This is a genomic window from Siphonobacter sp. BAB-5385, assembly GCF_002261125.1.
Classification (GTDB): Bacteria; Bacteroidota; Bacteroidia; order Cytophagales; family Spirosomataceae; genus Siphonobacter.
Genome location: NZ_NMPS01000173.1, coordinates 1 through 24,769 on the forward strand (window position 1 = coordinate 1; position 24,769 = coordinate 24,769).

Below are 24,769 nucleotides of genomic sequence, written 5' to 3' on the forward strand. Positions count from 1 at the left end.
AATTTGCTTTTCTGTAAGTGTATATTTCTGACACGCCGATCGCACTTTATTCGCCACCTGAACGTCCCCTAGCGAAGTCACGTAATCGATCGTTTTGCTCGTTTCTTCGGCCAGTTGCTCTCGCTCCAGACCTTCCGCTTCCTGGATGACAAATTTCAGGGTCGTGATTTTCTTCCGTTCCTTCGCTGCAATTTCCCAATCAAAGTATAAGCCACAGCGTTCAGAAAGCTCTTTTTGGGTATACTTTAGAATCCTGGTCTCAAAGTCCGTAAAGCTTTTATAAGCGGTCAGATTCAAGCCAAGCAAGCCTTTAAGCCGATCAATTTCGATGACCCATTCATTTTTCTTGCGGTACATCATCAGCAGTTCATACATTCGAATGGCATGAACGCTTTTAAGACTCAGAATGGTCTGTAAATCAGTCGTAGTGTAACCGTTGGCAAGCTCCAGGAAAAGTTTATTGCATCGATTGTTCAACTCAACCGTAATCGTTGAATGGGCTCCCACTTTGGCTTCGTAGTTCGCGTAAGTGAATGGAACAATGTATCCGAAATAGTCTTTGCTCTTGGTAGACTCGTCGAAAAAGATTTTCCGCGATGTAATTTTATCCAGAGATTCTTTAATCCTAACCAGATTTGTTTCCTTGATATCGGTAGCCGGAAACGTAACAACCAGCTTGTCATCAACATTCACTCCAAAGCCTTGCCGATTTTTCAAATGCAGCAGGGTAATCAACAGAATATGCTTTTCTACAGTAGTGAATTCCTGTTTCGTTAAGTTAAGACTGTTACTGATATGAATTAAACTTTTCATAGACAGGCACGAACGGTTAAACAATCAGCTAAAATTAAAAACTATTACCACAATAAAAAACTACATGTTGCTTTTTACTGTGGTAATAGTGCCAACCTCATGCAATTTGTGGTAATACCTCATGCAATTTGTGGTAATACGATTTTATAATAAACTGACTGTCAATATTTTATCATAGTTATCCACACTCCAGCAATCAATCAATTAATATAATATCAATTTTATCAATTAATTGGCCCCGCTCTTTTTCGGCCTGCGTCGGCTCCGCCGCACGCTCATTTTTGAAAGGAAAGTGAAATCAAAAAAGGTAAAAAAATTAGCGGTGAACTATGTTTTTAGTTTTAAATGGTTCAACTCGTTTTGTATTGTAGTAGAATATTTAACGGTCTGTCTAACAATCAATTACATATTATACAAAAACCTTCTACAACAATCGCAAAGTTTTGACTCTATCAACTTCTAGATTTTTTGCCATTCGACCTAGTACCGATGAATGATGAACTTAGAAAATCTCATGCATTTTGTGGTTATTACAGGCCTACAAACTACTGATAATCAAGCAACTAAGTCAACCTCATGCAATTTGTGGTTTTTCCCACTATTTGTAGATTACTGATCTGATTATCAGCACTATATAACCTACTAATTCCAGCTATTTCCCAATGTTTTACTGAAGTTTTGTAAAATCTCATGCATTTTGTGGTTATTTGACTGAACCGCTGAAGCAACGATATACTGATTATCAGTCAGTTATCAAAACGTCATATGTCTTACCTAAGCAATAAGCTCATGCATTTTGTGGTTATTTTCATTGATATCTTCAACTCTTTTAGGCGTTTATGCTTCTGGGGGGCATTTTTTCAAACCTCATGCAATTTGTGGTAATAGTTTTGCTATTAATCACAAGGTGCGAAGCCGACGTTTCAGAAGAACTGTTTACTATTCCCATGAAAAAGGGCACGTGAATACATGCCCTTTTTCATGGTTGTCTTGTCTGACCTATTTCTCTGAAAGCTCTTTCAGGTCTTTCTCTAGCTGACTGTAAATTGCTTTCAAAAGGTATTTTCGAATGGACAATTTTTCAATTCGGGTACTCTTTGCTTTGACGATCTTCTGGATACTTTCTAACTCACTTTGATGAAACTGTAATGTAAAGCTTTTCAATGGGTCCGTTTCTTCCTTTTCTACGGCCTTGCTGATCCCGTGGTCGGGCTCTGCCTCTGCCGAGATACTTCCCCCCTTATGAATGAATTCAAGTGCCTTAGCGTTGAAGTCTGGGCTTTCCTTCGTAGGCATCTTGACCTGGATTTTTGCCTTTGCCATGCTTATACTTGTTTAGAGTTCTGAACCCGTTCCATTAACTTTTGCAGAAAATCCGTAAACTCCCGAATCGCAGTCGCATCTTTTGGCTTATATTCATTGATTCCCATACCGCGGATAGCCGCATGACTGTATACGACCCGATCGCCTAACTGAGCGTCTAAAAATTCAATATCCTCCGATGCTTTGAGGTACTCCATCCATGACTCTACGTACTGGCTCCGGGCCTCTACCCGATTAAGCACTGAAAAAGATTTTAGTTTCGGGTTGATTAATCGTACTTCCTTGACCAGCTTCTCAACCTTGGCAAGGGTCCACATTTCAAAACTACGTGGAACAAAAGGGACCAGATATACGTCTGAGACTGTCAGCGAAGCCCGCTGGGAGATCGTATCCCTGCCACCCGTATCAATGACCACATCAGAAAATACCTCTCCCAGATCGCGAATTGACGTATAAATTTTATCCCCATTAAGCTTTACCAACGTATAGCCTACGACGCCTTCAAAGGTATCATGCCTGAATTCCGTGAAATCCGCTGAGGTTTCCTGCTCATCCGCATCAACCAAAAGTACCTTTCTGCCCTGTTCGGCAAGAAAAATAGCCACGTTCGTAGCTACCGTAGTCTTTCCACTTCCTCCCTTTGTACCCCCTACTGTGATGATCATACGTTCTGTTATAGGTTGTTATATAGATTCCTAAAATAGTTCCTGATTCAGTTCTTAGTAAGGAACCATACAAACCTATTGAAATTTTTCTGACCTTCATAAAAGATTTTATAAAAAGAACTAAAACAGGAACCATAAATAGAACTTATTCCAGTTCTATTCACAAAGAGCCACTTCGAGTAATTTTTAAAATGAGCATGTACTTTATAGTTTAAACAGGTTCTTATTTAAGGACCTGTTTAAATTCTTATTTAAGAACTTTGTTTATATAAAAATCTGGTAATCAGTTCATTTTACAATAACGCTGGCGGGCAGCTGAGAGGCTGAATCTTGAAGCTTTCTACTTTCGATTTCTATTGCTTTGGTCTTCCACATAAACTGTTTCGTTTTTACTGCGAAGGCAAAGAGCAGGTTTCCTCCCGACGCCTTCCGGAAATCAGCCCATTTTCCGAAACTATGTTTTCCAAAATTTCTGATAGTTACCTTCAGGGATTCGTCGTAGTACTAGATTGTCTTTGAAATGCGTTCGGTCAGAGCCACTCCCTTGTACCGCACCGACGGCTCAATAGTTCAAACGAACCGTTCAGGGCTTCAACTTTAATAATCTTGCCACTTTCCCACTAAAATTCTGGACGGCGTTTTCAGTTTAAGAATATAGCAGTCGTTTCGTGACTTCGATAGAATTGCATGGCTAGTACCTGACCATTCAGAATGAACTTGCAGTGACGGCCCTTCGTGTGGTAATCCTGCTCGGCTCCCTTCTTTTGAAACCGACGCCGTAACATTCTGGCCATTGCTAAGTAGAAAGTGTTTTGTAAAGAATACGACCTTCAAAATTTTGGGCAAAGTAATGAAAGCCTAAACGCAGTAAGACAACTCATTTTTCATGTATACTGTCAAGGAATTTAGGAAACTGGATCATTCATAAGGCCATCAGCAAATGACCTTTCATCTGCCAGTCAATACTTCCAGTTCACTTTACAAGCACACGGGAATTCCTCGTCCTTTTTGAGTAAGTTCTCTACTTGCTTCTTTAGAACTTGATCAAGTTCTAAAATTAAACCATTTTAAGTTCCAGATTAAGAACTGACCAATAGTTGGTTTTAATGAGAAAACTTTTCCATCAGGAATCTAATTAAGAACTTTTTTAAGTTCTTAATTAGATTCCTGATGGAAAACTAAATCCCTGATGATTAAGTAAATACAAAAACAGTATAACTTATAGTAATCTTTTAGCTGGTAGAAAGTCCTAAACCGATGGCCCAAGGAAACTAATTATGTTCCAGAGCCCGCCTTTATCGTTCACATACCTATTCATTTTTGAACAATGAAGGCAGATAAAGCTATTTTGATAGTGAATAGGTAAGCCGTCAGGATAGGTACAGAGCTTGCTCACGACGCGGTGAGATCCTGCGTTGGTCTTACTTTAAAGATGGGTGAAACAACTTCCTAGAGCATATACAACTAGCGTTAATGTCTCCATGGAACGAATGTATGCTTCTGTCGGAGGGTAAATAGTAGTACATCGCTAGAGTTGCTAGTGATTTGGACAGAAAGCAGGCTTCATATTACTGCCGTGGCCTTGTAGTAACTGACCTAATCTGAATCAGTTTTGCGGTACGTTTTCATGATTACACCATACTAACTCTGCCGAAAATACTGGACCCACACGCTATAGTAATTGCCAAAATTTAGGGTCAATACTTTTAACCGGCAGTTTGGCTTTTCTCAAGTGAAAGGGTCACAGTATCTATCTTTTGCAACACTTCACATCAATTTTTTGATAAAAAGAGGTACTACTAAAATCAAATTCAGACCCTGAACAAGCACTTATTTAAGGTCCAAAAAAGGTTCTTATTTATGGTCTGCCTTAATCTGACTGTAAGCGTTCACCAGATTTAGGACTCATTTTAAGTTTAGGTTCTTAAAATAGTTCCTGATTAAGAATAGTTTAAGAACTACTGAGAGACATTGAAAATAGATAGTTTAGAACTGTTGATAGAACTAAATTAGATTCTGAAATAGGAACCTTTTTAAGTTCCTAACTATTTGTAAATCATTAGTAGTGAGCCGTTTGAAGATGAATTAATAAATTATGCTTTGCTGTTGTATAGTGTCTGTGGAATAGCTGCGATTTTCTTCTGGAATTCCAATGTTCAACCGTTAAGGTACGAAAAAAGCGTAGAAAATTTTCGACCCAAAGGAGTCGGGTAGGGAAAGCAGTAGGTACATTTTAGCTCTATGCCTGCATACCGCCTGAACGGTTCTTCGTGAGATCTCTGTTTGGGTAATCAAAACATAGAGCAGTAAAAAGACGTATAAGCCACGTCCGTTGTTCATATTTAGAAAGTACAATGAAGTCCCGCTGGGCAGTCTTCCCCTATCGTTTACTGATTGCTCATCCAGCAACACGTACAAAGCCATAAGTGCTTTCAGGAAGTGACGGCTCTCTCAGATCGGCGGTACTCTAATTTTCGAGGAAGATTTTAACGCTTAACTCTTTCTTCATCCTAACGAGCAGAGCGTCGATTTCAGGGCGTAGTTCCGCCAAAATCGCGGAAATGATAAATGAAGCTTACCAGAAAGTACCGGGATAAGACCCGATTCTGTCGTTCTTCGGTATACAGCTCCGTAACGTTTCGGCTGACGTTTGTATTCTGCCTGAGCAAGTCAAAAACGAATAACTGAATTTCTGCCTGCTGCTTTTTCAGAAACTTCTGACTTAGCACAACGTTCCAAAGCGTATATCGCTGAGCCGGGCCAGCCGTATTCCCACCGTAACTCTGATAGGTTGCATCGGTACTAAGTCGCAGGTGAAAATCCCACTCATAATAGAAAGTACCCGAGATGGATGTATTCACGAAGGCCGTATTTCGCTGACTTTGGAGGGAATACCGGGCTGACTGATACGTAAGCGTCTTTCGGAGATTGTAGCCGAGTTGCTTCTCGTACGATGAGCTGAGTTGAAATTCCGGACTAATCAGTACGTTATTCAACTGATTGATCTGATCGTTAACCAGTGTCAGGCTGCGATTGTAAGTAATCGATGAGCCTGTACTCAGGTGTAGTTTGAGTCCCTGCAGTTGCCGACCATAGTTTGCATTGCCTGACACCAAATAATGACCATTTGTGTTGACGGGTAAGGTCGTCTGCACGCCCCGTTCATCAAAACGAACGGATTCTACAATCTTATTCGTCACCTGACTGGCGTTGACGTTCACAAAGAAATTTTCGAAGGTGCTGGGATTAAAGGAGTTGTAATTGAAGTTAAGTGAATGAGTAAACTCCTGCCGCAGATTAGGATTACCCTTCTGGATTAATAAAGGATTGGTATTGTTCGCAACGGGCTGTAGCTGATCCACACTCGGAGCCTGGGTCTGACCCTGATAATTGACCCGGAAATAACGGTCGTTTTTCAGACTTATGCTCATCATGGCTACTGGTAACAGGCTAATGAAATCCCTGGTAATCGTCCGGTTCTGGGAAACACTCTTCAATCGGGCCTGCTGTACGTCCATCCCAAGATTAAACAAATTTTTCCCCTGATTTCGCTGGAAGAGTAAACCTGCTGCCTGGCTGGGATAGCTGGACCGAAAGCGGTTGGAAAGCGAATCATTCCGACGGTCATACTGCTGAGTCGTTTCGTTGAAATCGCGTACTTCCCGGTTGGAATAACCCGGGTTGCTCTGGAACTGATAGTGAAATTCAAGTCGGTTCTTTTCCGAAAGCGGCTCACTGAAGGCTGCATTGAGCTGATGACGGCTGGAACGGGTCAATTGCTCGTTCTGCTGGTTTACTACTAAATTTTGTCGTTTCCCAAAGTATTCGTTGCTCGATCGCGTAAGCCCGCTGTTCTGCTGCCGATTCAGAAAAAGGGTATAGTTTAGCAGCAGATTTCTCCCTTTTTTTAGAAAATTCCGGTTAAAGCTGACATTTGTCGAACCGCTGATTCCGGTACCACCGCTCGTATTTTCAGTGCGACTTTCGTTGATTGGATTTATGAGATCAGTACCCGTCGGAAAGGTTTGGGAGTAGCGGTCAGAACGGTTCTCGGATTGCTGGAGTAGTAAGGACGAGTAAACGCGTAAGCTTGTCAGAGAGTCTATCTCATGATTAAAATGCATGTTCAGCGTATGACTCCAGTTTTCGGCGTCAGACAGGCTCGATTCACGCAAAAGATAAGACGTATCGGGTAGAGCGTAGGTTCGCAGGCTTTGTTGCTCGTTGCGGGACTTAATCCGGTTGCCCCGGTAGCTCAGACCCAAATCCGTATGCTTTCCCCAGCGATTCTGATAGTTCAGACCGCCCAGTAGCGTTCGATTAATGGAACTGCTACTGCCCGGTCCGTTATTGGTATTATTGATTTGAGCGATGACGGAAAACTGGTTGGCTTCCTGAAAACGGTTCAGGTTCAGACGAGCCGAATAGCGGGGCGTACGGCTCGTCTGATCCGGCCCTCCACTCAGCTCCTGATCGCCAAAGAGCCCTTTTCTACGATCTTTTTTGGTAACAATGTTGATGGTTTTATTACGCGTGCCATCATCCATTCCGGAAAGTTGAGTCTTATCCGATTTCTGATCGATCAGCTGAATTTTCTCCACCATATCAACCGGCAGATTCTTCGTAGCCATTTTAGGATCACCGTCAAAGAACGGTTTTCCATCCACTAAAATGCGAGGTACGTCCTGACCCTGTGCTTTGATGTTGCCCTCCTTATCGACCGTAATGCCGGGCAGTTTGCTGAGCAGTTTTTCGACGACGGCACTGGGTTCTGTCTGAAAAGCTTGCGGATTGTATTCGATGGTATCTTTTTTGACCGTCACCGGTGGAAGCTGACGACGAATGACCACCTCCGCCAAATCCCTGGCATTGGCCCGTAAGCGTATGGGATCGAGTTGAAGGGTTGAGTGGTTTACCTGAAGCGGGGAACGATGCATCTGGTAACCGATGTACGTAACGATGAGCCAGTAGGAGCCTTTCGGAACGGCTGGAAAAGCAAACTGGCCCGCCTCATTACTGCGGGTTCCTTGAACCAGTACTGAATCAGGAAAAGTAAACAAAGCGATACCGGCCTCAGAAAGAGCCGCATGACTGGCAGAGTCCTGAATCTGACCCTTCAGATGCACCTGCCCACTCGCCCATTGCCAGGTCCCACAAATCAATCCCAGAACGAAAAGCAGTCGCATTGTTTATCGAATAGACTTACCACAGTCACCAACCTTAGACAAAGATGGTAAATGCTTTTGATGAAATACCTGAATTTCAATCCAGTTGTTTACCTGAATTTCTGAGTTCTTTACCTAACAAATAGCAGGCTTCTTACCGGACGAAAAACGTACGGCTTGCGTTTAGCAGAAAAAGCTGCTGTGTAACCTCCAGCCGGAAGAGATCGCCAAAGAACTGAAAGACAAACGCAGCATAGAAGTTCAGTATTTCAGCTTCGTAGCCCTTCTTTTCAGGAATTTCAAATAAAAACAATGCGTATCTGTTTTTTCAGCTAGTGATAATCAGAAGCATTCGAATAGCCAGCCATTAGCTACTTCGGATGATTCAGAGTAGCTCAGCCGGAGGGATGGTGTTAGGGCAACAGCCACTGCTTTTTACTTACCCGCTTTGTTGAATTGCCTGTGAAAAAGTTTCGAAAGGTTATCAAACCAGAATGATTGTACACTCAAACCACTTATTTTTTCATTGCTGAAGATTGATGAGCAGAGGCATATTCACTCGGGGTTTGACCAAAATACTTTTTGAACTCTTTACTAAAGTACTTGCGATCATCGAAACCTACGGCGTAGGCGACCTCATAAATGGTGAGGGGCTGACTGGTCAGAAGCTGAGCTGCTTTCTTGAGCCGAATCGTTTTGATGAAATCATTAACCGATAAGTCAGTCAGGGCTTTTAATTTTCTATAAAGGACAGGTGTACTCATGCTACTGCTGAGGCCAGCATATTTACGCCAAAATCGGGATGATCCAGATGGTCTTCAATAATGTCAATCAGCTTATGAAGAAAAACTTCATCCTGCGTATTGATAGGAATTTGCTGCGGCTCCAGCGTCATCATACGGCTATATTTTTGCCGCAGGAGTTCCCGGGAGGCGAGCAGATTACGGATCTTAAGCTGAAGAATTTCAACGCTAAAGGGCTTGGTCACATAATCGTCTACGCCCAGAGCCAGGCCACTGACTTGATGAACCTGACTGGCCCTTGCCGTCAGGAGCATGAGTGGAATATGGCTGGTGCGATCGTCCTGCTTTAGCTTCTCGGCGAGCTCCAGCCCGTCCATTTCTGGCATAGTTACGTCACTCACAACCACATCGGGAATCTGAGTACTGGCTAATTGCCATCCTTCCCATCCGTTTCTGGCCGTTAGGATCCGATAGGAGGGGAGTAGGGTTTCCTGGATAAACGCCAGTACTTCCGCGTTATCTTCGATCAGGAGTAAAACGGGTTTACTCAAATCATCCGGCAAAGCCGCAGGTGTGATGAAAGGAGTAGGGAAAGGTACTGTACGCGTCTGCCAGGAGTCTGCTTCTACTAGTGGTTTTGATGCGGAATGATCCGCATGTTTGGGTAGAGCAATGGTGAACGTAGTTAAGCCCGTTCGGGAAGCATTGGGTAGGACACTTTCAACGGTTAAGGTTCCCTGATGAAGTTCAACGATGCTTTTGGACAACGCCAAGCCAATGCCATACCCGGTGGTCTGGTGGGTGAGTTCCTGGACCTGAAAGTAATTAGTAAAGAGTTTCTTCATGTTTTCAGGAGCAATGCCCTGACCGGTATTGGAAATCTGAATGAGTAGCTGACTGGATTGCTCGAAGATACAAACGTCGATGCATCCCTGTTCGGGCGTAAACTTAAAAGCATTAGTCAGCAAATTGAATAGCACTTTTTCCATCTGCTGCGGGTCAGCGTACAGTTTTAAAGCGGGTACCTGAGACTTAAAAGAGGTTTGGATCCGAAGGGCCTGGGCCGCATCCTCGAACGAGTCAAAAATCTCACCCACAAAAGCCACGATATTCAAGTGGGTAACCTTCAGCTCCAGCTTTTTTGACTCGATTCTACGAAAATCCATCAGCTCACTGACTAATCTAAGCAAACGGTTCGAGTGATTTTTTACGTGCTGAAGTTGCCGGGAAGCAGAAGGATCTTCTCGCAAAGCATCGATGAGGGTATCAATGGGTCCGAGGATTAACGTCAAATGCGTACGAATCTCGTGGGAGATGTTGGTAAAAAAATTCAGTTTTAACTGGTGAAGTTCCTGGTTTCGCCGGAGCGAAGCCCGCAGCCAGAAAAAACGGATGAGTATGAAAAGTAATCCGCTGAAACTGCAGGCGTACAGTAAATAAGCCCAGCCGGTAGCCCACCACGGAGGAAGGATTCGAATGCGAAGCGAAAGTGGCTCCGGGGTCCAGATGCCATCGTTGTTGGCCGCCTTGACCCGTAAGGTATACTCCCCCGGGGCGAGGTTAGTGTAAGTGACCGAAGGAATCCTGACGTAATTCCAGTTTTTTTCGAATCCCTGCAACTGATACGCATATTGATTTTTGCCCGGTTTGATGTAATTGAGCAGGGCGAAATCCAGTGAAAAAACATTTTGATCGTGCGTAAACGTAAGGCTTTGGGTGGAGCTAATGTCTTGGGTCAAAAGTCCCTGGGCATCTCCAACCTGAACGGGCTGGTTAAATAATTTAAGGGAAGTGAATGTCAGCGGTGGTAAAAACTGATTCAGAACGATGCGGCTGGGGTCAAAACTTACCAGGCCACTATTGGTGCCAAAATACAGTAAACCCTCCGGGCTTTGGTAGTAAGCCCGGGGACTGAATTCATTGCTGGGCAATCCGTCACTGGTCGTGTAGGTCTTAAACGTTTGTTGCGATGGGTTGAAGCGGCACAGGCCGTTTTCCGTACTTAACCATAGGTAGTGCTGGCGATCTTCAAGGATACCCAGTACATTATCATTGGGCAGTCCGTCTTTTTCGGTAAAGGTTGTGACGGATTTTTCATCCGGATTCAACCGACAAAGGCCCCCATAGTACGTACCTATCCAAATCTGACCCTGAGCATCTTCCGATACGCAATTGATGTCCTGCGATTTTAAATTCAGGGTATTTTCTGAAGTAAACCAGGTCATTTTTTTTCCCGTGGAGTCGAGCCGGTTGAGGCCCGCACCAGTAGCAATCCACAGGTTTTTTTTAGAATCCAGAAAGAAGCTACGGATGCCCTCTCCACTGATCTTGAGCGGAGTAGAATGCGTATGGATCGTTCGAAAGAGATCGATGTGGGGATCGAATACGCTAATACCGTTGCGATCGGTTCCCACCCAGATGTTGCCTTTGGCATCTTCGGCTACGGCAATGACGTTATCAGAGGCCAGAGAATGGGGATTACTGGGATCGTGCCTGAAATGCTCGAATCGTTGACTTTGCGGATGATACGCGTTAAGACCGCCCAAATGCGTACACACCCACAGAACGCCTCTTTTATCCCAATGCATGCTTTTGATTAAATTAGAGCTGATGCTGTGCGGATCGGAAGGCTGGTGTTTATAGGCCTGAAAGGATTCTTTCGTCGCATCGAAGGTGTTAAGTCCTCCGCCTTCGGTGCCAATCCAGAGCTTACCCCGGTCGTCGGCCGTAATGTAGCTAATGACATCGTTACTCAGACTACGGGTGGAGGGGTGATTCTGATAGATGGTAAAGGGTGTCAGGGACGAATAAATAATATCAACACCGCGGTAATACGTGCCGACCCAAATCGACCCGTTCGTGTCTTCAAAAAGCGAATAGATGGAATTCTGACTCAGGCTTTTGCGATTTTCCGGATCATGTCGGTACGTTTGGAGCTGCTGTACGTCTGGATCATACCTGTATAAGCCCTCCAGCGAAGCAATCCAGAGTTTCCCCCTTTTATCCGGCATGATCTTACGAATATTCGGATCAATCTTTGCGGGCAGCAAGGCGGAGAAGTGTCGCTGTCGGTACAGATTTACGCCACCATACTTGGTGCCAATCCACAGGTTCTTATCCTTATCCTTGGCCAGACTCGTAATGAAGTCGTCGGTTAAGCCGTCTTTTTTGGTAAACCAGTGGAAAGTCCCGTTTTGTGGGTGAATTCGAATCAGACCTTTAGACGTGCCCATCCAGACGTAGCCTTCCGGGTCTTCAACCAGGCTTCGTACTTCCAGGGAAGGCAGGGAAGCAACCGCCTTCAGCAAAGCCCGAGAACTGGGTTTGCGGGGGGTGGTTAAAACACGGACGCCCGCCGAAGTACCGACCCAAATGCTTCCTTTTGAATCTTCAAAGAGACAATGAATAGCCAGGGTCGCAAGGCCCTGCTGTTTTTCAAGGGGGCTATTCAGGCGATGAAAGACATTGTTCCGGGAATCATAGTAGTTAAGCCCCTGCGTGGTGCCTACCCATAGCTTACCCCGGGAATCGGACAACAGGGAAAGAATGTAATTATCGGAAAGGGTAGTGGAGTCGGAAGGATCGTTTTTAAATACGCTAAAATTCCGGGTGTCGTAGCGATTGAGTCCGTACCGGGTGCCCATCCAGATAAAGCCACGGCTATCTTGAGCAATGGCTAGAACCGAGTTCTGGGACAGTCCGTTCTCCGAACCCATATGATTAAAAGCAATGTTCTGGCCCTGGCAGAAGCTCTCCCCTAACAGGCCAAGTAGGCCCAGAATGATTCAAAATAAAGAGGGGTTCATGCGTACCTATCGAATATACCAGAGTCAGGCAAATTTTAGAAGGGGCATTCGGCGGAGGGGCATAGATTATTTTATGTGAGCCGTTATTCGCTAAGTCTTATTCCTAAGCCAAAAAGCCTCTTTTGCTGTTGATTTAAGATTTTCTACCCATTCTTTAAGGATTTTCTCCGCCCTTGCTCATGTCCTTGTCTGAGCTTTGTCTGCTCAAATCATCAAGCCTTTTCTATTACCTAACACTACTTCAATGATTCATTTAAGGAAACATAAAGCAGAGCCATGGTCGCTCCAGAATATTCCTTTTTCCCGGGCCTGGCTTCAATGGATGCTTACCTGGATATTACATGTTACTCCCCTTTGACGTCGGTATTTCTTAATACGAGTCAACAACCTAACCGGAGCTTATGGTTTTGCAGCTGCATGGAAGTCTCAATGAGCTTTTTTAACTGCCCCGCGTTTAATCCTGGCTCTGCTGCTGTCGCTTGCCCATTTTACCTGAGTAGATGAATTTGCCATCTTCCTATTGTAGACGGCAGCTACAGGGATTGGTCTGTGCAATCGACTGCACGTAAGTAGTGAACTGAGCCCAGTTGCCCCGGGCCTTCGCAGGTACCCGTAACCATTGCTGAATGCTGGCTAACCCATCCGGATTCGCCTACAGGTGCTGGTAGCCGGCTCAATAGCGGGCGAAGCAGGCGTGCGTCGGGGGGGTAAGGCCCGTGCCTGACGGCTTTCCCGCAGGACGTTGTGGCGATTAACCAACTCGTTGTACTTCTCAATGCGGGCCTGCCACTTTTGGCCATCTAACCACTCCTGCTCCAAGGTCAGCTCGAGTTGACTCAGCCGGACCGCTTGTGCCTCGTACGGCTGCCGTAGGCTCATTAGCGTATTAACCAGATCGGTTCGTAAGGCGATTGTTCCCGGCATGGAATCAAAAAGTAGGCTCATAAGCGTATTGACCAGATCGGATACGTTGTTGGCTTTATGCTTCGGGTGCACGTACCACTAGTGAGTTCGCTGGAGTTGCTGTGTCAGTTGCTCGATTGGAGTACGATCCGCCGAGTCGGGCTGAACGACCGTTTCAGACCGCTGATTCAGCAGGGCCTGTTGTATGGCCGTTTGCTTTCCGCAGGCTTGGCCGCATTCATCCCGTAACTGTTTCAGCTCGGTCCGCTTCGCCGGGTCAGGCCGTATAATTTTCACGACCACCAGCTTCTGCTCCAGTCCGTGTTTGAGCCGATTGGTTTCAGTCTCGTACTCAGCCGAGTTGGCCTTCTAGCACGTGACCAGCTGGTGATCTTTGTGGCCCGCTGCTGACCCTTTGATCGGCCGGACAGCTTCTGCCGAAAGCTGATCCCAAAAACACCCTTAGTATTGGTCGCAAACTGGGTAATAATCCCGTGCCCGGTCAGCACCTGAGTTAGCCTGGGTAGCTGTGCTGAGTGTACGGATTGTGATTTGCACAAGAATGAGTTCGGTCAGTTGCAACTTTTTATAAACGACTGCACATGATTTGCAAGCTTTTCATTAAATATAACTAATAATGATGATTTTGGCGTGCATATAACTTATATTAATGAACAATTATACTATAACATTTTACAGACGAGCCTTTAAGCTTTGTAATTATTCCTATTTTTGAAAATTTGCTCCGTGAAACAGTTAATTATTAAAATAATTTAAAATATGGGTTAGCCATTTGTTGCGTACTTCCGAGTCTCTACCCAAAAGTAGGGGGAAGTCGAGTCTCGGACTTGAAGCCCAGAAGCAAGCCGTTGAAAAATTTGTTGAATTGAAAGGAGAGGTGTTTAACTAGCCTCACCGATATTGAATCCGGTAAGAAGAATGAGCGGCCCCAGCTTCAAGCGACCATCGTTTATTATAGTAGTAACTCTAGCAGACCTGAGAAAGTAGGCTAAACGCGAGGGGATGCCGAATTGTCAACTTAATGCTTAGACTAATCAAATTAACCGTTAGATCAGAGCTTTAAATAGCTGAGATTACTTTTTATTTAGAATACAAGTATTTTATTATACACTTGAGAGAATATTTTATAATGAAACTAGTAGTTACACAACTGTTCATAGGTTTGAGGATTGATTGCTCATCATTCTCACATGATTTTTATAAGGTATATATATGTTAAAAAATAAACTATATTTAGTTATAAATAATGATGAAACTCTACAATAGAATATGGTGGCAACTCTATTACATAGTTTCATCATTATTTATAGGTACTAATAATTACTCTTAAAAGCTAACAACGAAGTATTTTTAAAATATTAGTTAGCTCTTAGATATTAGTTTCAAATTTTTAAATCAGTAGTAATAAACCCAGGTCACCTGTTTCTCTTCTTACAAAAAACGTAAGTGCAATATTCCTGTCCGTTACGCACTCTTACCTTAGTAAGGTTATCGTGGACTGTCTTTAATTGTTCATCTACGGATGATGTAAAAGGGAATAGAAGGGCATCACTTTGCCAGTAACCTAGGCCTTGATCAAACCGAAGTGTTAAACGATTTCCATTTTTAAAATAGAGCTCGAGATTACGAGCATGACTCATCTCTTTTGTGTTAGTGCAGTTCGTGACTATGCAATCTATGGATGTTTCTTCCAATATTGCTTGAGTAAAATCTTTCCGCGAATTCCTTTCATGGGGATACCAATTTGAATAAATTTTACGAGTGCTTAAAATTTGCTTTTCGGAAGAGTCAAGCACTTTTACTTCCATCCATGCGTCTTCATCTACCGAAAAAGGAAGAGCTTTTAAAATTTGAGCTAGTAATGTAACGGTTAAAGGAGAAACCAAATAACGATCGGTATAGTAAATAGAAGATATGGTGTTTTTACCAAAATCTGCTATATGTCCTGCAGCTTGTTTTTCAATTAATTTCCAAAACTTCTGACCAAACTCTGCTAAGCTGCCGTTGAGTTGAGTATCGATAACTATTTCTACTACATCTGGATTGCTAATAGGCAATAGGGTATGTTTATCTACTAGAGAACCAATAAGTAATGAAGAAAATTCGGAACTTCTTACTAACAGATGTCCATCAGTTTTTCCCCAGTTTTCATTTAATGCAAGGGCCTCTGAAGAAGTAGTAGCAAAAGCTAATAAGCAGTTTTGATTTCTTCCTATCAGAGCGGCAAGGTGGCCTACTTCTAGAGCCATTGGTGTGTCTAGCACATGCAAAGAAATCCGGCTATCGATTGATAGGAGGCTGTATAAATCCCTTTTCTGATCCTCATCGAGAGACTGTAGCTGATCCGTATGTAGCCAAAGTTCAAGGCCTGCAAATTTCTTCAGATAGTCGCTTAGCCATTTGCGTAAAGAGGACTCTGTACTATTCCATTGCGTACAGTCCCCACCTAAAAGTAGTTGCAAAACCTCCTCGTCTGATTCGGTCCTTCGATAACCTAAAGCCTGCTGAAGATTGTAAACGCAGTACTTGGAAGCAGAACCCAGGAGTTGATCCTGAGCTTTTAGGCCTAAGTTTTTAATGAAAACATCAGTTAACAGTTGTAAAGCTTTGTGGCGATCAAGCTTTGTGGCCACTTTTTGTGCGTCATGTTGTAAGAGGCAACTCTCACAGGCATTTTGACAATCAGCCGTACATTCTAACAACCGCTTGGCATTAGCAAACATTTCTGACAGAAAATGAGGAGCCTGAGAGGCAAATCCCGAGCCACCCCCATTAGTATCATACAGACAAATGCTATACATGGGCCGATCGTCCAGTTGCTGATTGCGAACCGGGCGGATTAGTACACCCATTTCTTCAGCATTAACACCCAGGGCTTGGGTCAATCCGTGCCGGAGGGCGATACCTAAAGACCAGGATAAATCTAGATTCTCAGGTACATCGGTTAACAAAAATTCCTGATTGGTGTCTTTGATAAAAAGCTCGAATACATCGGTGTGATGAACATGCCCTAAATGTATCTGACGTTGTATACTATATGTGTCGGGGGTACAGTACATTTCTCCTTCATGACGCCCGGCTTGTTTACCTCTTAGTTTTTTGTGGTGACTAAAGTTAGCAGGCATACTTCCATCTTCATTCATGGACTCGGCATATCCACAGGCTAAACAAACGGCAAAACCCTTACCCCACTGCCCGGAGTTATGATAGAAAATCTGACCACGTTCGTCGTTTTTATAAAATCCCAGGGAAGGATTAGGCAGTGGAACAATTGACGTAGTTGTGTTAATCCATGGAGTCTGAGTCGGTAAATATTTCTGCTGCGAAACATTGTTAGTCACCTTCTCGTAAAAGCCCGTAGCAAAGCCGGTGGGTTCAATATAGGTTAATACGTTCTTATCTTCTCTTTGACCAGTTAAAGATTGGCCGCATTCGGTACAAGCATCGGAGAAGCTAGGCCCGGCTACCCCTGACGCCCCGCAATGTGAGCACCGCCAGGCTGTCTTTAGTTGTTGGACTTCTTTCACGCTGTCATCAGGGCTATGCCAGTTTAGCGTAATTCCTTTTGAAGTAAATACCCGGCCATCTAATACAATCTCAGCACCCGGAGCGTACTCACTTAAGGCCAGAGCAATTCCTCGGGTGGGCTTGTCTTTAATCCGCCCGCCATTGTCTTCCCGCTGTGTAGAGACATTTTGTAGCGAAGTAGCTCGCTGAAAGTTAGCGATGGTATACGGATTGAAAGTTGCAATATTAGTAGGAAAACCGTACCCTGGTAGGAAACCTCCTGTAATGAGTTCCGTTAATAGGTATTCTTCTTTATGACGCTTTAAGTCAAACGAAATACGTTTTCCATAGGGCGTTTTTGCGTCACTATCACTTGAAGCTACCAGTTCCGTTTCTAGGTAATGTAGTTCATTTAACCATTTCTCTTCAATGTCTTCCAGACAGTGAGCTGCTTTTCTGCAAAGTGTTTCTAGGGACTCGGGGTCCAGAACGGTAATTCGTCGAATGGCATCCAGTGCTTGTTTCGTGGTGGCATCTACTGCTGTATCGGCTAGGCCCTTAAGCCAGTTTTTCATGCGTTGTCCGATCGAAAGCGTACCGTCACTGGGATTAAAGAACCAATGAGTAGTCAGTTTAACGGCATTGCCAGTGAGTTGGAGCTGGTCATTGATAAAGTGGCCGAACAACCAGGCGTTGAGGTGCCTTTGTACAATTCGATCACTTTCTAACGTAATCTTAGGTTGTTTCATTTTAGCCGTAAAGGGCCAAAGCGGATTACGAAATACTTGCTGATCCAGCGGATTGTTTTTGCATAAGGTGAGCGATAGCGAGCGAGATTCCTTCCGCCGTCCCGCTCGTCCAGCCCGTTGTAGGTAGTTCGAAGGATGGGGTGGAACGTTATTATTGTAGACAATGGTAAGTCCACCGATGTCTACGCCCATTTCCATGGTTGTAGAGCAGCTAAGTACATTAATTTCGCCCGCTTTGAATAAGCGTTCGTACCGTTGCAGTTTATGGGATGCTTGCTGAGCCGAGTGTTCGGCAGTTCGGTAAAAATAACCGCCGTCCGCAATTCGATCACTTTGTTCGGTCCATACGCCAATGCACCTTAGGCTCTCTACGGTGGGGTCAGTACGCAGCCAGTCTCTTATTTCCTGAGTGATTGCTGGGTAAACCTGAGCTTGAGCCTCTGGTACAGTTGGCATTTGAATGGGGGTACATTGGTACTGTCCCGCTTTTGCTCCAGTAGGTAAGTAGGGTGTAACGCCGTTTAAGGTAGTATCCAACACGCGGAGGGTTACCGGACACTGCCAAGCCTGAGTGACGGTTTTAAATTCAAATTTTTCTAAGGGTAACTGAAACTTGCCGGCAGAATCGCTTTCCAGAATTTGCGATTTAAAAGTCAAATCATGCCAGGCCCTTTCCATGAAGTATTCCAGCGTCTCGATCTGAAGATGCGTAAGGTTTTCCAGATCAAACTTAAGGATATACGCTAATAATCGAATGGTACGGTGTTGACGAATACCTTGTTTTCTGGAGTATGAAGCCCATCTTTGGTTATTCCGATCTGTACTTTCCTGGCTCGAAGGAGCTAATAAATACCGTGAAATAAGTCGGGTGCCTATCCAATTTAACCACGCTTGCTCCAGTCGAACGTAACCGCCATCCCGAACGTAAAAGTCCAGACAGATTTTTAGAAAATCTTTCCAGTCTGAAAAGGTAAGGCCATGGTTTTCCCAATGATCAGGAGCTGCAACAATTTGATCTAGCCCTTTATAGCTTACGGCACATAATCCTAAGGTTTCCAAAGAGTTAGCTCGCTTAGGTCGGCGACCAAACTCGCGTACCAAAAGCAATTGAGCCATTATCTGGTTCGTATGAAAAACGTCGGGTTCCAGTTCACGGTAGTACTCGTACATCCGACCTATGTCTTGTTCGCGAGTAAGCCACTGAAGCATTTCATGCCAGCTAACGGTCTTCTCTTCCAGGCGAACCAAATCCACTCGAAGCTTCTGTAAGGTATCTTTTAAGGCGGGTACTGTCTGAGCTAGTGGTTCAAGATTTTGAAGTTGCGTCCGAATCGAATCTATCTCCGCTTGATTACGATTTCTCTGCAATTTTTGATAGACCAAAGCTCTACCTTTAAGCCGTTCAGCGTCCTGCTGCATTTTCACAGCAATACGAGCCGTTCCCTGTCGACTATCCGTGAACGTAATAAGTGTTCGTCCACGCATGGGTCTTTCTAAGGGCTTGTCTCCATCGGGTAGATATTCGAGTAAAGTAGGGACTAGGGAGCTGGTGTAGAAGGGCATTCCCAGACGGGCCGGGCGGAAAGGTTCCTGTTGTCCCTGCCCTTTAAAATCACAACTTGTACAAAACTCGGCTTGCTGGGTCCAGTAGATATGGAGGGGCTGCTCGGCCTTTGACGAATCAAGAATTCCTTTGGAGTTTAAGGTGGATTTGCTGAAATGATCGTGTGAACGCTGGCTTATGATTACTGATGCGGAATTTAAGGGTTTCTCCAGTCGATCATTCCCATCATCGGGCAAGTCCAAATCGAATTGAAAATCATCGACATCCTCCAGGCCGGTTTGAATCAGTTTATTTTGGCCTTTTGAGGTGGTTTCCAGGCGAGCCCGTAAATGTCCAGCATTGCATTCATTGCAAAAGATCAATTCGTATACCGGAGCTCCGCAGTCACAGGTAAGTCGTTGTTGCGTATATACATACCCGAACCCCCAGCTCGGATCCATCAGCGAGGTACCATGTTTTTTAGTACAATTTTTATCCGTACAAGCCCAAAGTCCGTGTAAAACTTTGTGAAAGAAATGGCCTCGTAGCGGTAGAAAATGCACCCGGCCCTGACTACTATCCGTTTGGACCTGGTTTGATGAGGCTAGGTCAAGCCAGCCCAACGCCTCTCGTTGGCGGGTTTCAGAATCGGTATTAGAGGCACCGAGATGATTCGCTATGTCGGAGAGTTTACGAGGCTTGGGTTTGCCTTGATCCAGAAGAAAATTACGCAAGCGACGAGCCGTTTGATTGTTTGCTACGGCATTTCCCAGGTCTTCATCGGGTAGGGCTTGTAAGGCTGGCAGACTGTCTTGGTTGAGCGGCGTTACCTCCAGGGGCGGCACCATTCGGCTACCATCGATGACTTCAATGGAATCTTTTGCAATGCCCCCCAGATCCGCCAAGTATTGCTTAAGCCGATCTGTCGCTTCTTCATCAGATCCAATCGTAGCGGACGTGGCAATAAATCGTACATCTTTGGCCGCCACACCAAATCCAATTAAAACCCGCCGGATGAGCAAGGCCAGCTCGGCCGCCTGAGAACCAATATAGGTGTGAGCTTCGTCAAGTACAATGTATTTGAGTTTGCCCTGTGATTTTTCTAAAATGGGACGATCCTGACGACGAATGAGCATGTATTCCAACATCGTAGGATTCGTAATGAGCATAGGCGGGGGCGATTGCCAGAGCGTCTGCCGGTCGTAGACTTCGCTACGGGGCCGCTCCTTGAGAACAGTAGCCGATAATCTTTCCGGTGTAGTTCCATTGTACAGGCAAAAACGCAGTTTACTCTCATACGCATACGTCCAAGCTAGCAACCGTTCCCGCTGGCTATTAATCAGGGCATTTAAGGGATAAATAAAAAGGGCTTGAACGCCTTCCAAAGAGCCCCCTCCGGATTCAATTTGTCCGACCAAATCATTGAGTATCGGAACCATAAAACACTCTGTTTTACCCGAACCGGTACCACTAGTTACTACAATCGATGTGGGCTTTTCTTGAGCCAGAGTGTTCCAGGCCCTTACCTGGTGTGTATAGGGCTTATAATAGGATTTTAAAGCCTGGCCCGATAGGTCAAGCTTGTACGTATCAAAGGGCACGTTAGTGTGCTCCTGATCCAAGGCCTGAACTAGCGATGCTCGAAGTTTTTGCTCATCGGCCAATTGCTGAAAAGTAAACTCGCTGGGCGTCCATGGAAAAACGGGCTCAAATACAGGATCCCCCAGCATTCGGTTACCTGAACTCAGCTCGTAAGCCAATTGCTTCTGAATGTGCTGACGAAGGGGTTTAGACTTAATTCCTAAGGTACCGAGCGTTGCTTCTACCGAACGACTTTGAATGTCGTTAAAAAGAGCTTGAAAGTAAGGTTTCATCACTAAGGGGTACGGGTTAACCAGCAGTAGGCCTGGGTTAAATTATAGAGATATTCAAAGAAGGACTCGTCAAAGCCAATCAGGCAAGAACAGGGGTAGGGCTCCAGTTCGGCTAAACTCAGAGCATCCGGATGCACCGATTGAAAGGCCAGTACTACCGGTAAGTATACCAGTGGACGTAAGTAATGCTGAGGTACGGGAGGCAATAAGGCTCTTAGTGGGGCAGGTAAAAGTTTGAATCGTTCTTCGAGTTCCGCTTGTAAATGCGTGGGTACCCGGTTTTGGTGCTTTTGGAGCAGACCCACAATACCTTGGCTACCGAAGATTACATTCTGAATCATGCTAGACAGAATGAGGCTGTGCTGACACACAGTAAACTCCGGGCTCATGGCTTCTTCCAATACTTGGTAACGAATAATCTGAGCCAAGCTCTTCAAAGAATAGCCGATTTCAAGCTCTTGAAGCTTTTGCTGAAGAATAATCTGAACCACTGCTTCGGGCAGCGTTTGAAGCAGGTATTGGTGGTACGCTCGGAACCCTTCTACCCATACGTGCACCGGCATCTTGTGCCAATTGACCGAGACCTGCTGACTAAGCCGAGCGATGGTAGCGGATTCAAAACAAAGAAAAAAGTGAACTATGGCTTTTTCTGATTTGACCAGAGCCGGCCACACGTCCAAAGCTGTGAAGGCCAGATGTTTCGTTGCTTGATACAGCTCCTGAAGTGTAATCCAGTTTACATTCGCAAAATCGTAGGCAATTCGGTCGAATAAATCAATAAATAGTCGTTGACGATCTTTAAAGGAAAACGAGGAAGCCTCATGAAATTCTGCAATCGTTTCGGGGGGTTCTTTCAACCCTTTTCTGCCCGAATCGCTACCCCAGGCCGTAAGGCCAAGGGTGAATCCTGGCTTGAAAAATAAAACCATCGGCCCTGGGCGTATTCAGGCAAACGCCAACCCTCTTCATCCCAGGAAAGCGAAATAAGCTTTTGCTGGGTAAACCGTTCATCCAAACATAAAGCCTGTAAAGAAATGCCTGCCGTTGGGAAAACAGTACCCGTCACTCGAATACAACTTGTTTCTGGATTATAACCTGTGCTGTGCGTATATAAGCCGACGCAAATACTCAAACCCCCGTTATACTGAATCCGAACCTGTGCGTCAATGCCTTGGCCATACGATAGCAGCCGCTCGATGTCACTTTTATAGCTGAGTAGTGAAAGTTCCTGGTTACTGAAAGGCTCAATTTTAATGCGTCTGCTCAGCTGATGAAGTGAGGCATCTCGGTTGTGAATATCCTGAAGCGTAAATGTGAGATGACTTAACTGAGTTTGAGCCGTGATATTGTTTACCGTAAGTTGCGTTCCCAGTAAGCTTTGTACATCCACTTTCTGATAGTTAGTCATGAGTAGCCCCTGACCATCTTTAAAGCAACTTTGTACTGAAGGATAAGGTACTACTAGCGTAAGCTCATGGGTAGTCTGGGGAACAAGGCGTAGTCGAAGCAGCTCTCCCTGGCTTCCTTCTTTTACCTTGATTCGATAATCGCTGCCGTCTTTGATGATCTCCGGTTCCGCATCTAGCCCTTGGCAATCTACGCTCAGGCGAAGATCGGCTGTATTGCAAATTAGTATTTGTTGTCCTTCAAAACGCACTTGAAAATTGGCTGGTAGTACGGTGATTTCTCGACAAAAAATAACCTCACCCTCGGCCCCCACACTGCGTACTTTAAAACGACCAATTGGGCATCCATTTACCGGGAGGTTGGTCCAGATTCCCCGACTTTTGTATTGCAGCGTATCTCGGAGAGATACTGCCCGGTTACCGATTACCCTACGGATTCGGGGAAATCCTAGAAATACATTCGCATTCTTTTTGGAATAAAATGGGAGCGTACGAGTTTGGGGTTGGATGGAGATATAATACGAATCTTCACTGGGTTCGGCTAGTTTCACCCGAAACACCTGAGCTCCTGCGGATCTTCGAACAGGTAGGTGCCCGTAATGGCGTAGAGGGTTTGGCTGGGGGAGAAGGCACCCCAATGAATAATCTTTTCCGGCTCTCCCTTGGGAATGAAATCATTAGGGCAAATGACAAGGGCTTGGTTAGTAGACAGCCGTGTGCTACCCAGCCCTTTTAATTCAGGCTCCTCGGTATGACTAAATACCCAGGGCTGGCGTTCATCAAAACCGTCACTGAATGGTAAATGAACCACTGCCTGAAAATCGGTTTGAGCGTCGGTAAAAAGCAGTCGCCAGGGTTTCTGGTATATAAAAGGTGGTAATAAGTAGTGTTGTAAACCTTGAATGGATAAGTCGCCGGTACCGGTTTTGAAGCCCACTCCAATCAGTTGATCAGCTTCATTCGTACCAATTTTGATGAATACTTTACCCGATAACGCTTCGTACGCTTGCTCATCGATTTTTAGATTTGCAGGTTTGTAGAAGCCGTTCTGGAGCGAAAGAATCGAGCGTATCTGCCACCCATTTGAAGTTTGGGTCAACCTGTAGAATACGTTGATTTTAGATGCTTCTTCCTTTTTGATACGAACCACATCCACCAGTAAATCATCCAAAAATGAGGCTGCACTCGGACTATCATCAATTCGTAGGGGCAGTTTTTCCCGCCATTGCGGCAAGCATTCATTTAGATAGCTTAAGGGTTCAGGCTGTCGGCCTAAATCATACCTATTTTTAAATTCTAGTAGCGGGTCAATTACTTTATATACTAGTTCGTAAAACGCTTCCCCTCGCAGTGCCTTAGGCAGCGTTCCTGCCAGCTCACCAATGCAGTCAAACGTATCCTCTTTACGGGTATGGTAGGTTTGTAAAAATGAAAACGATTTTACCAGCAAGTCTTTAATATATCCTTCATGACTTAATAAACCTAGCGGTAAACCAGATTCAAAAAACTAGTGTAACCCAGTAAAAGAATTAGGACCTGTGTCGTGTTGGAAGATGGGTCTGTTCCAGTACCTACAGCCTTTACGCATTAAATCATCCCGCCGGGCGGGCGTGTTCCATTCGGGTCGTCGGATTTGCTCAAAGATAGGGAGCCATTCCCAGAACCCACCCTTATAGTGACGCCGCCACCACTCGGCCGCAAACAGTACAAAACAAGCAGCAGTCTGGTCCGTGAGTACCATAGTCGCTAAGAGCGTTCGTAATGATTCATACTCCTCCTGCGTTGTTTTATACGTATATAACGCAGTACCCTTTGGAATACGCAGGTTTCTTTGGGTTAAAAACGTTTGCAAAAATGCCGTATTAGCTGCTATAGTCAACATAAATTATAGAAGAAGGCTAAGAAATTGTGATTTACAAGGAGCAAACATTTTACCGACGAAACGACAAAATGCGTTCATAGGTAAGTGATTGATAATCAAAAAAATAAAGGAATACTTATCGAATAGAAATGATTAAAAGAGTAAGTAAGCCGAAGTACCGGCAAAGGAAAGTTTTAGAAAAGAATAGGTTCATAGTAAAGATGAGGGTTAAAGCATTAGTGATTTAAGATAACTAAAATCGTTTGTATAGTAGTTCACACTGAGTATAAGGCAAACTATTGAAACAAGAGTTGCTTGTATAATTATATATCTATATACAGGAAAAGGTTAACATACCTTTTCCTGTACTAATCCTTCGTTCAAGGGGTC

Annotated in this window: 13 protein-coding genes; all 13 read right to left on the reverse strand. The window is 44.6% G+C overall.

Features of this window, described 5'->3' with window-relative positions; all coding sequences use genetic code 11:
• Nucleotides 1–813, reverse strand: an 813-nt coding sequence (locus BWI93_RS16915; RefSeq protein WP_141217498.1) for a replication initiation protein, incomplete at its 3' end; no start/stop codon positions are given.
• Nucleotides 814–1,812: 999 nt separating this feature from the next.
• The gene (locus BWI93_RS16920) at nucleotides 1,813–2,136 is read right to left on the reverse strand and encodes a hypothetical protein (protein ID WP_094813382.1); all 324 of its coding nucleotides are present in this window, start codon (nucleotides 2,134–2,136) and stop codon (nucleotides 1,813–1,815) included.
• A gap of 2 nt (nucleotides 2,137–2,138) precedes the next feature.
• On the reverse strand, nucleotides 2,139–2,801 hold the full coding sequence (locus BWI93_RS16925) for an AAA family ATPase (protein WP_094813384.1): 663 nt from the start codon (nucleotides 2,799–2,801) through the stop codon (nucleotides 2,139–2,141).
• 641 nt (nucleotides 2,802–3,442) lie between these two features.
• Nucleotides 3,443–3,595, reverse strand: a complete 153-nt coding sequence (locus BWI93_RS27875) for a hypothetical protein (RefSeq protein WP_158242876.1) — start codon at nucleotides 3,593–3,595, stop codon at nucleotides 3,443–3,445.
• Between the two features lie 1,737 nt (nucleotides 3,596–5,332).
• Entirely contained in the window at nucleotides 5,333–7,987 is a 2,655-nt protein-coding gene (locus BWI93_RS16930; protein ID WP_094813386.1) for a TonB-dependent receptor, read from the reverse strand.
• A gap of 494 nt (nucleotides 7,988–8,481) precedes the next feature.
• The gene (locus BWI93_RS28285) at nucleotides 8,482–8,730 is read right to left on the reverse strand and encodes an AraC family transcriptional regulator (protein ID WP_217902300.1); all 249 of its coding nucleotides are present in this window, start codon (nucleotides 8,728–8,730) and stop codon (nucleotides 8,482–8,484) included.
• Complete coding sequence (locus tag BWI93_RS28290; protein WP_217902301.1) at nucleotides 8,727–12,425, reverse strand: two-component regulator propeller domain-containing protein; 3,699 nt, start codon at nucleotides 12,423–12,425, stop codon at nucleotides 8,727–8,729. The genes BWI93_RS28285 and BWI93_RS28290 overlap by 4 nt, the downstream gene beginning before the upstream one ends.
• A 723-nt stretch (nucleotides 12,426–13,148) precedes the next feature.
• Nucleotides 13,149–13,511, reverse strand: a complete 363-nt coding sequence (locus tag BWI93_RS16970; RefSeq protein ID WP_094813388.1) for a hypothetical protein — start codon at nucleotides 13,509–13,511, stop codon at nucleotides 13,149–13,151.
• 6 nt (nucleotides 13,512–13,517) lie between these two features.
• Nucleotides 13,518–13,715, reverse strand: coding sequence for a hypothetical protein (locus BWI93_RS16975; RefSeq protein ID WP_141217499.1), 198 nt, complete (start codon nucleotides 13,713–13,715; stop codon nucleotides 13,518–13,520).
• Between the two features lie 1,139 nt (nucleotides 13,716–14,854).
• Nucleotides 14,855–21,112, reverse strand: a complete 6,258-nt coding sequence (locus BWI93_RS16980) for a DEAD/DEAH box helicase (RefSeq protein ID WP_094813392.1) — start codon at nucleotides 21,110–21,112, stop codon at nucleotides 14,855–14,857.
• A gap of 2 nt (nucleotides 21,113–21,114) precedes the next feature.
• Nucleotides 21,115–21,969, reverse strand: coding sequence for a hypothetical protein (locus BWI93_RS16985; RefSeq protein ID WP_094813394.1), 855 nt, complete (start codon nucleotides 21,967–21,969; stop codon nucleotides 21,115–21,117).
• Complete coding sequence (locus BWI93_RS16990) at nucleotides 21,966–22,769, reverse strand: hypothetical protein (protein WP_141217501.1); 804 nt, start codon at nucleotides 22,767–22,769, stop codon at nucleotides 21,966–21,968. Before BWI93_RS16990 ends, BWI93_RS16985 begins: the two co-directional genes overlap by 4 nt.
• Before the next feature lie 296 nt (nucleotides 22,770–23,065).
• Entirely contained in the window at nucleotides 23,066–23,968 is a 903-nt protein-coding gene (locus BWI93_RS16995; RefSeq protein ID WP_094813398.1) for a hypothetical protein, read from the reverse strand.
• Between the last annotated feature and the right edge of the window lie 801 nt (nucleotides 23,969–24,769).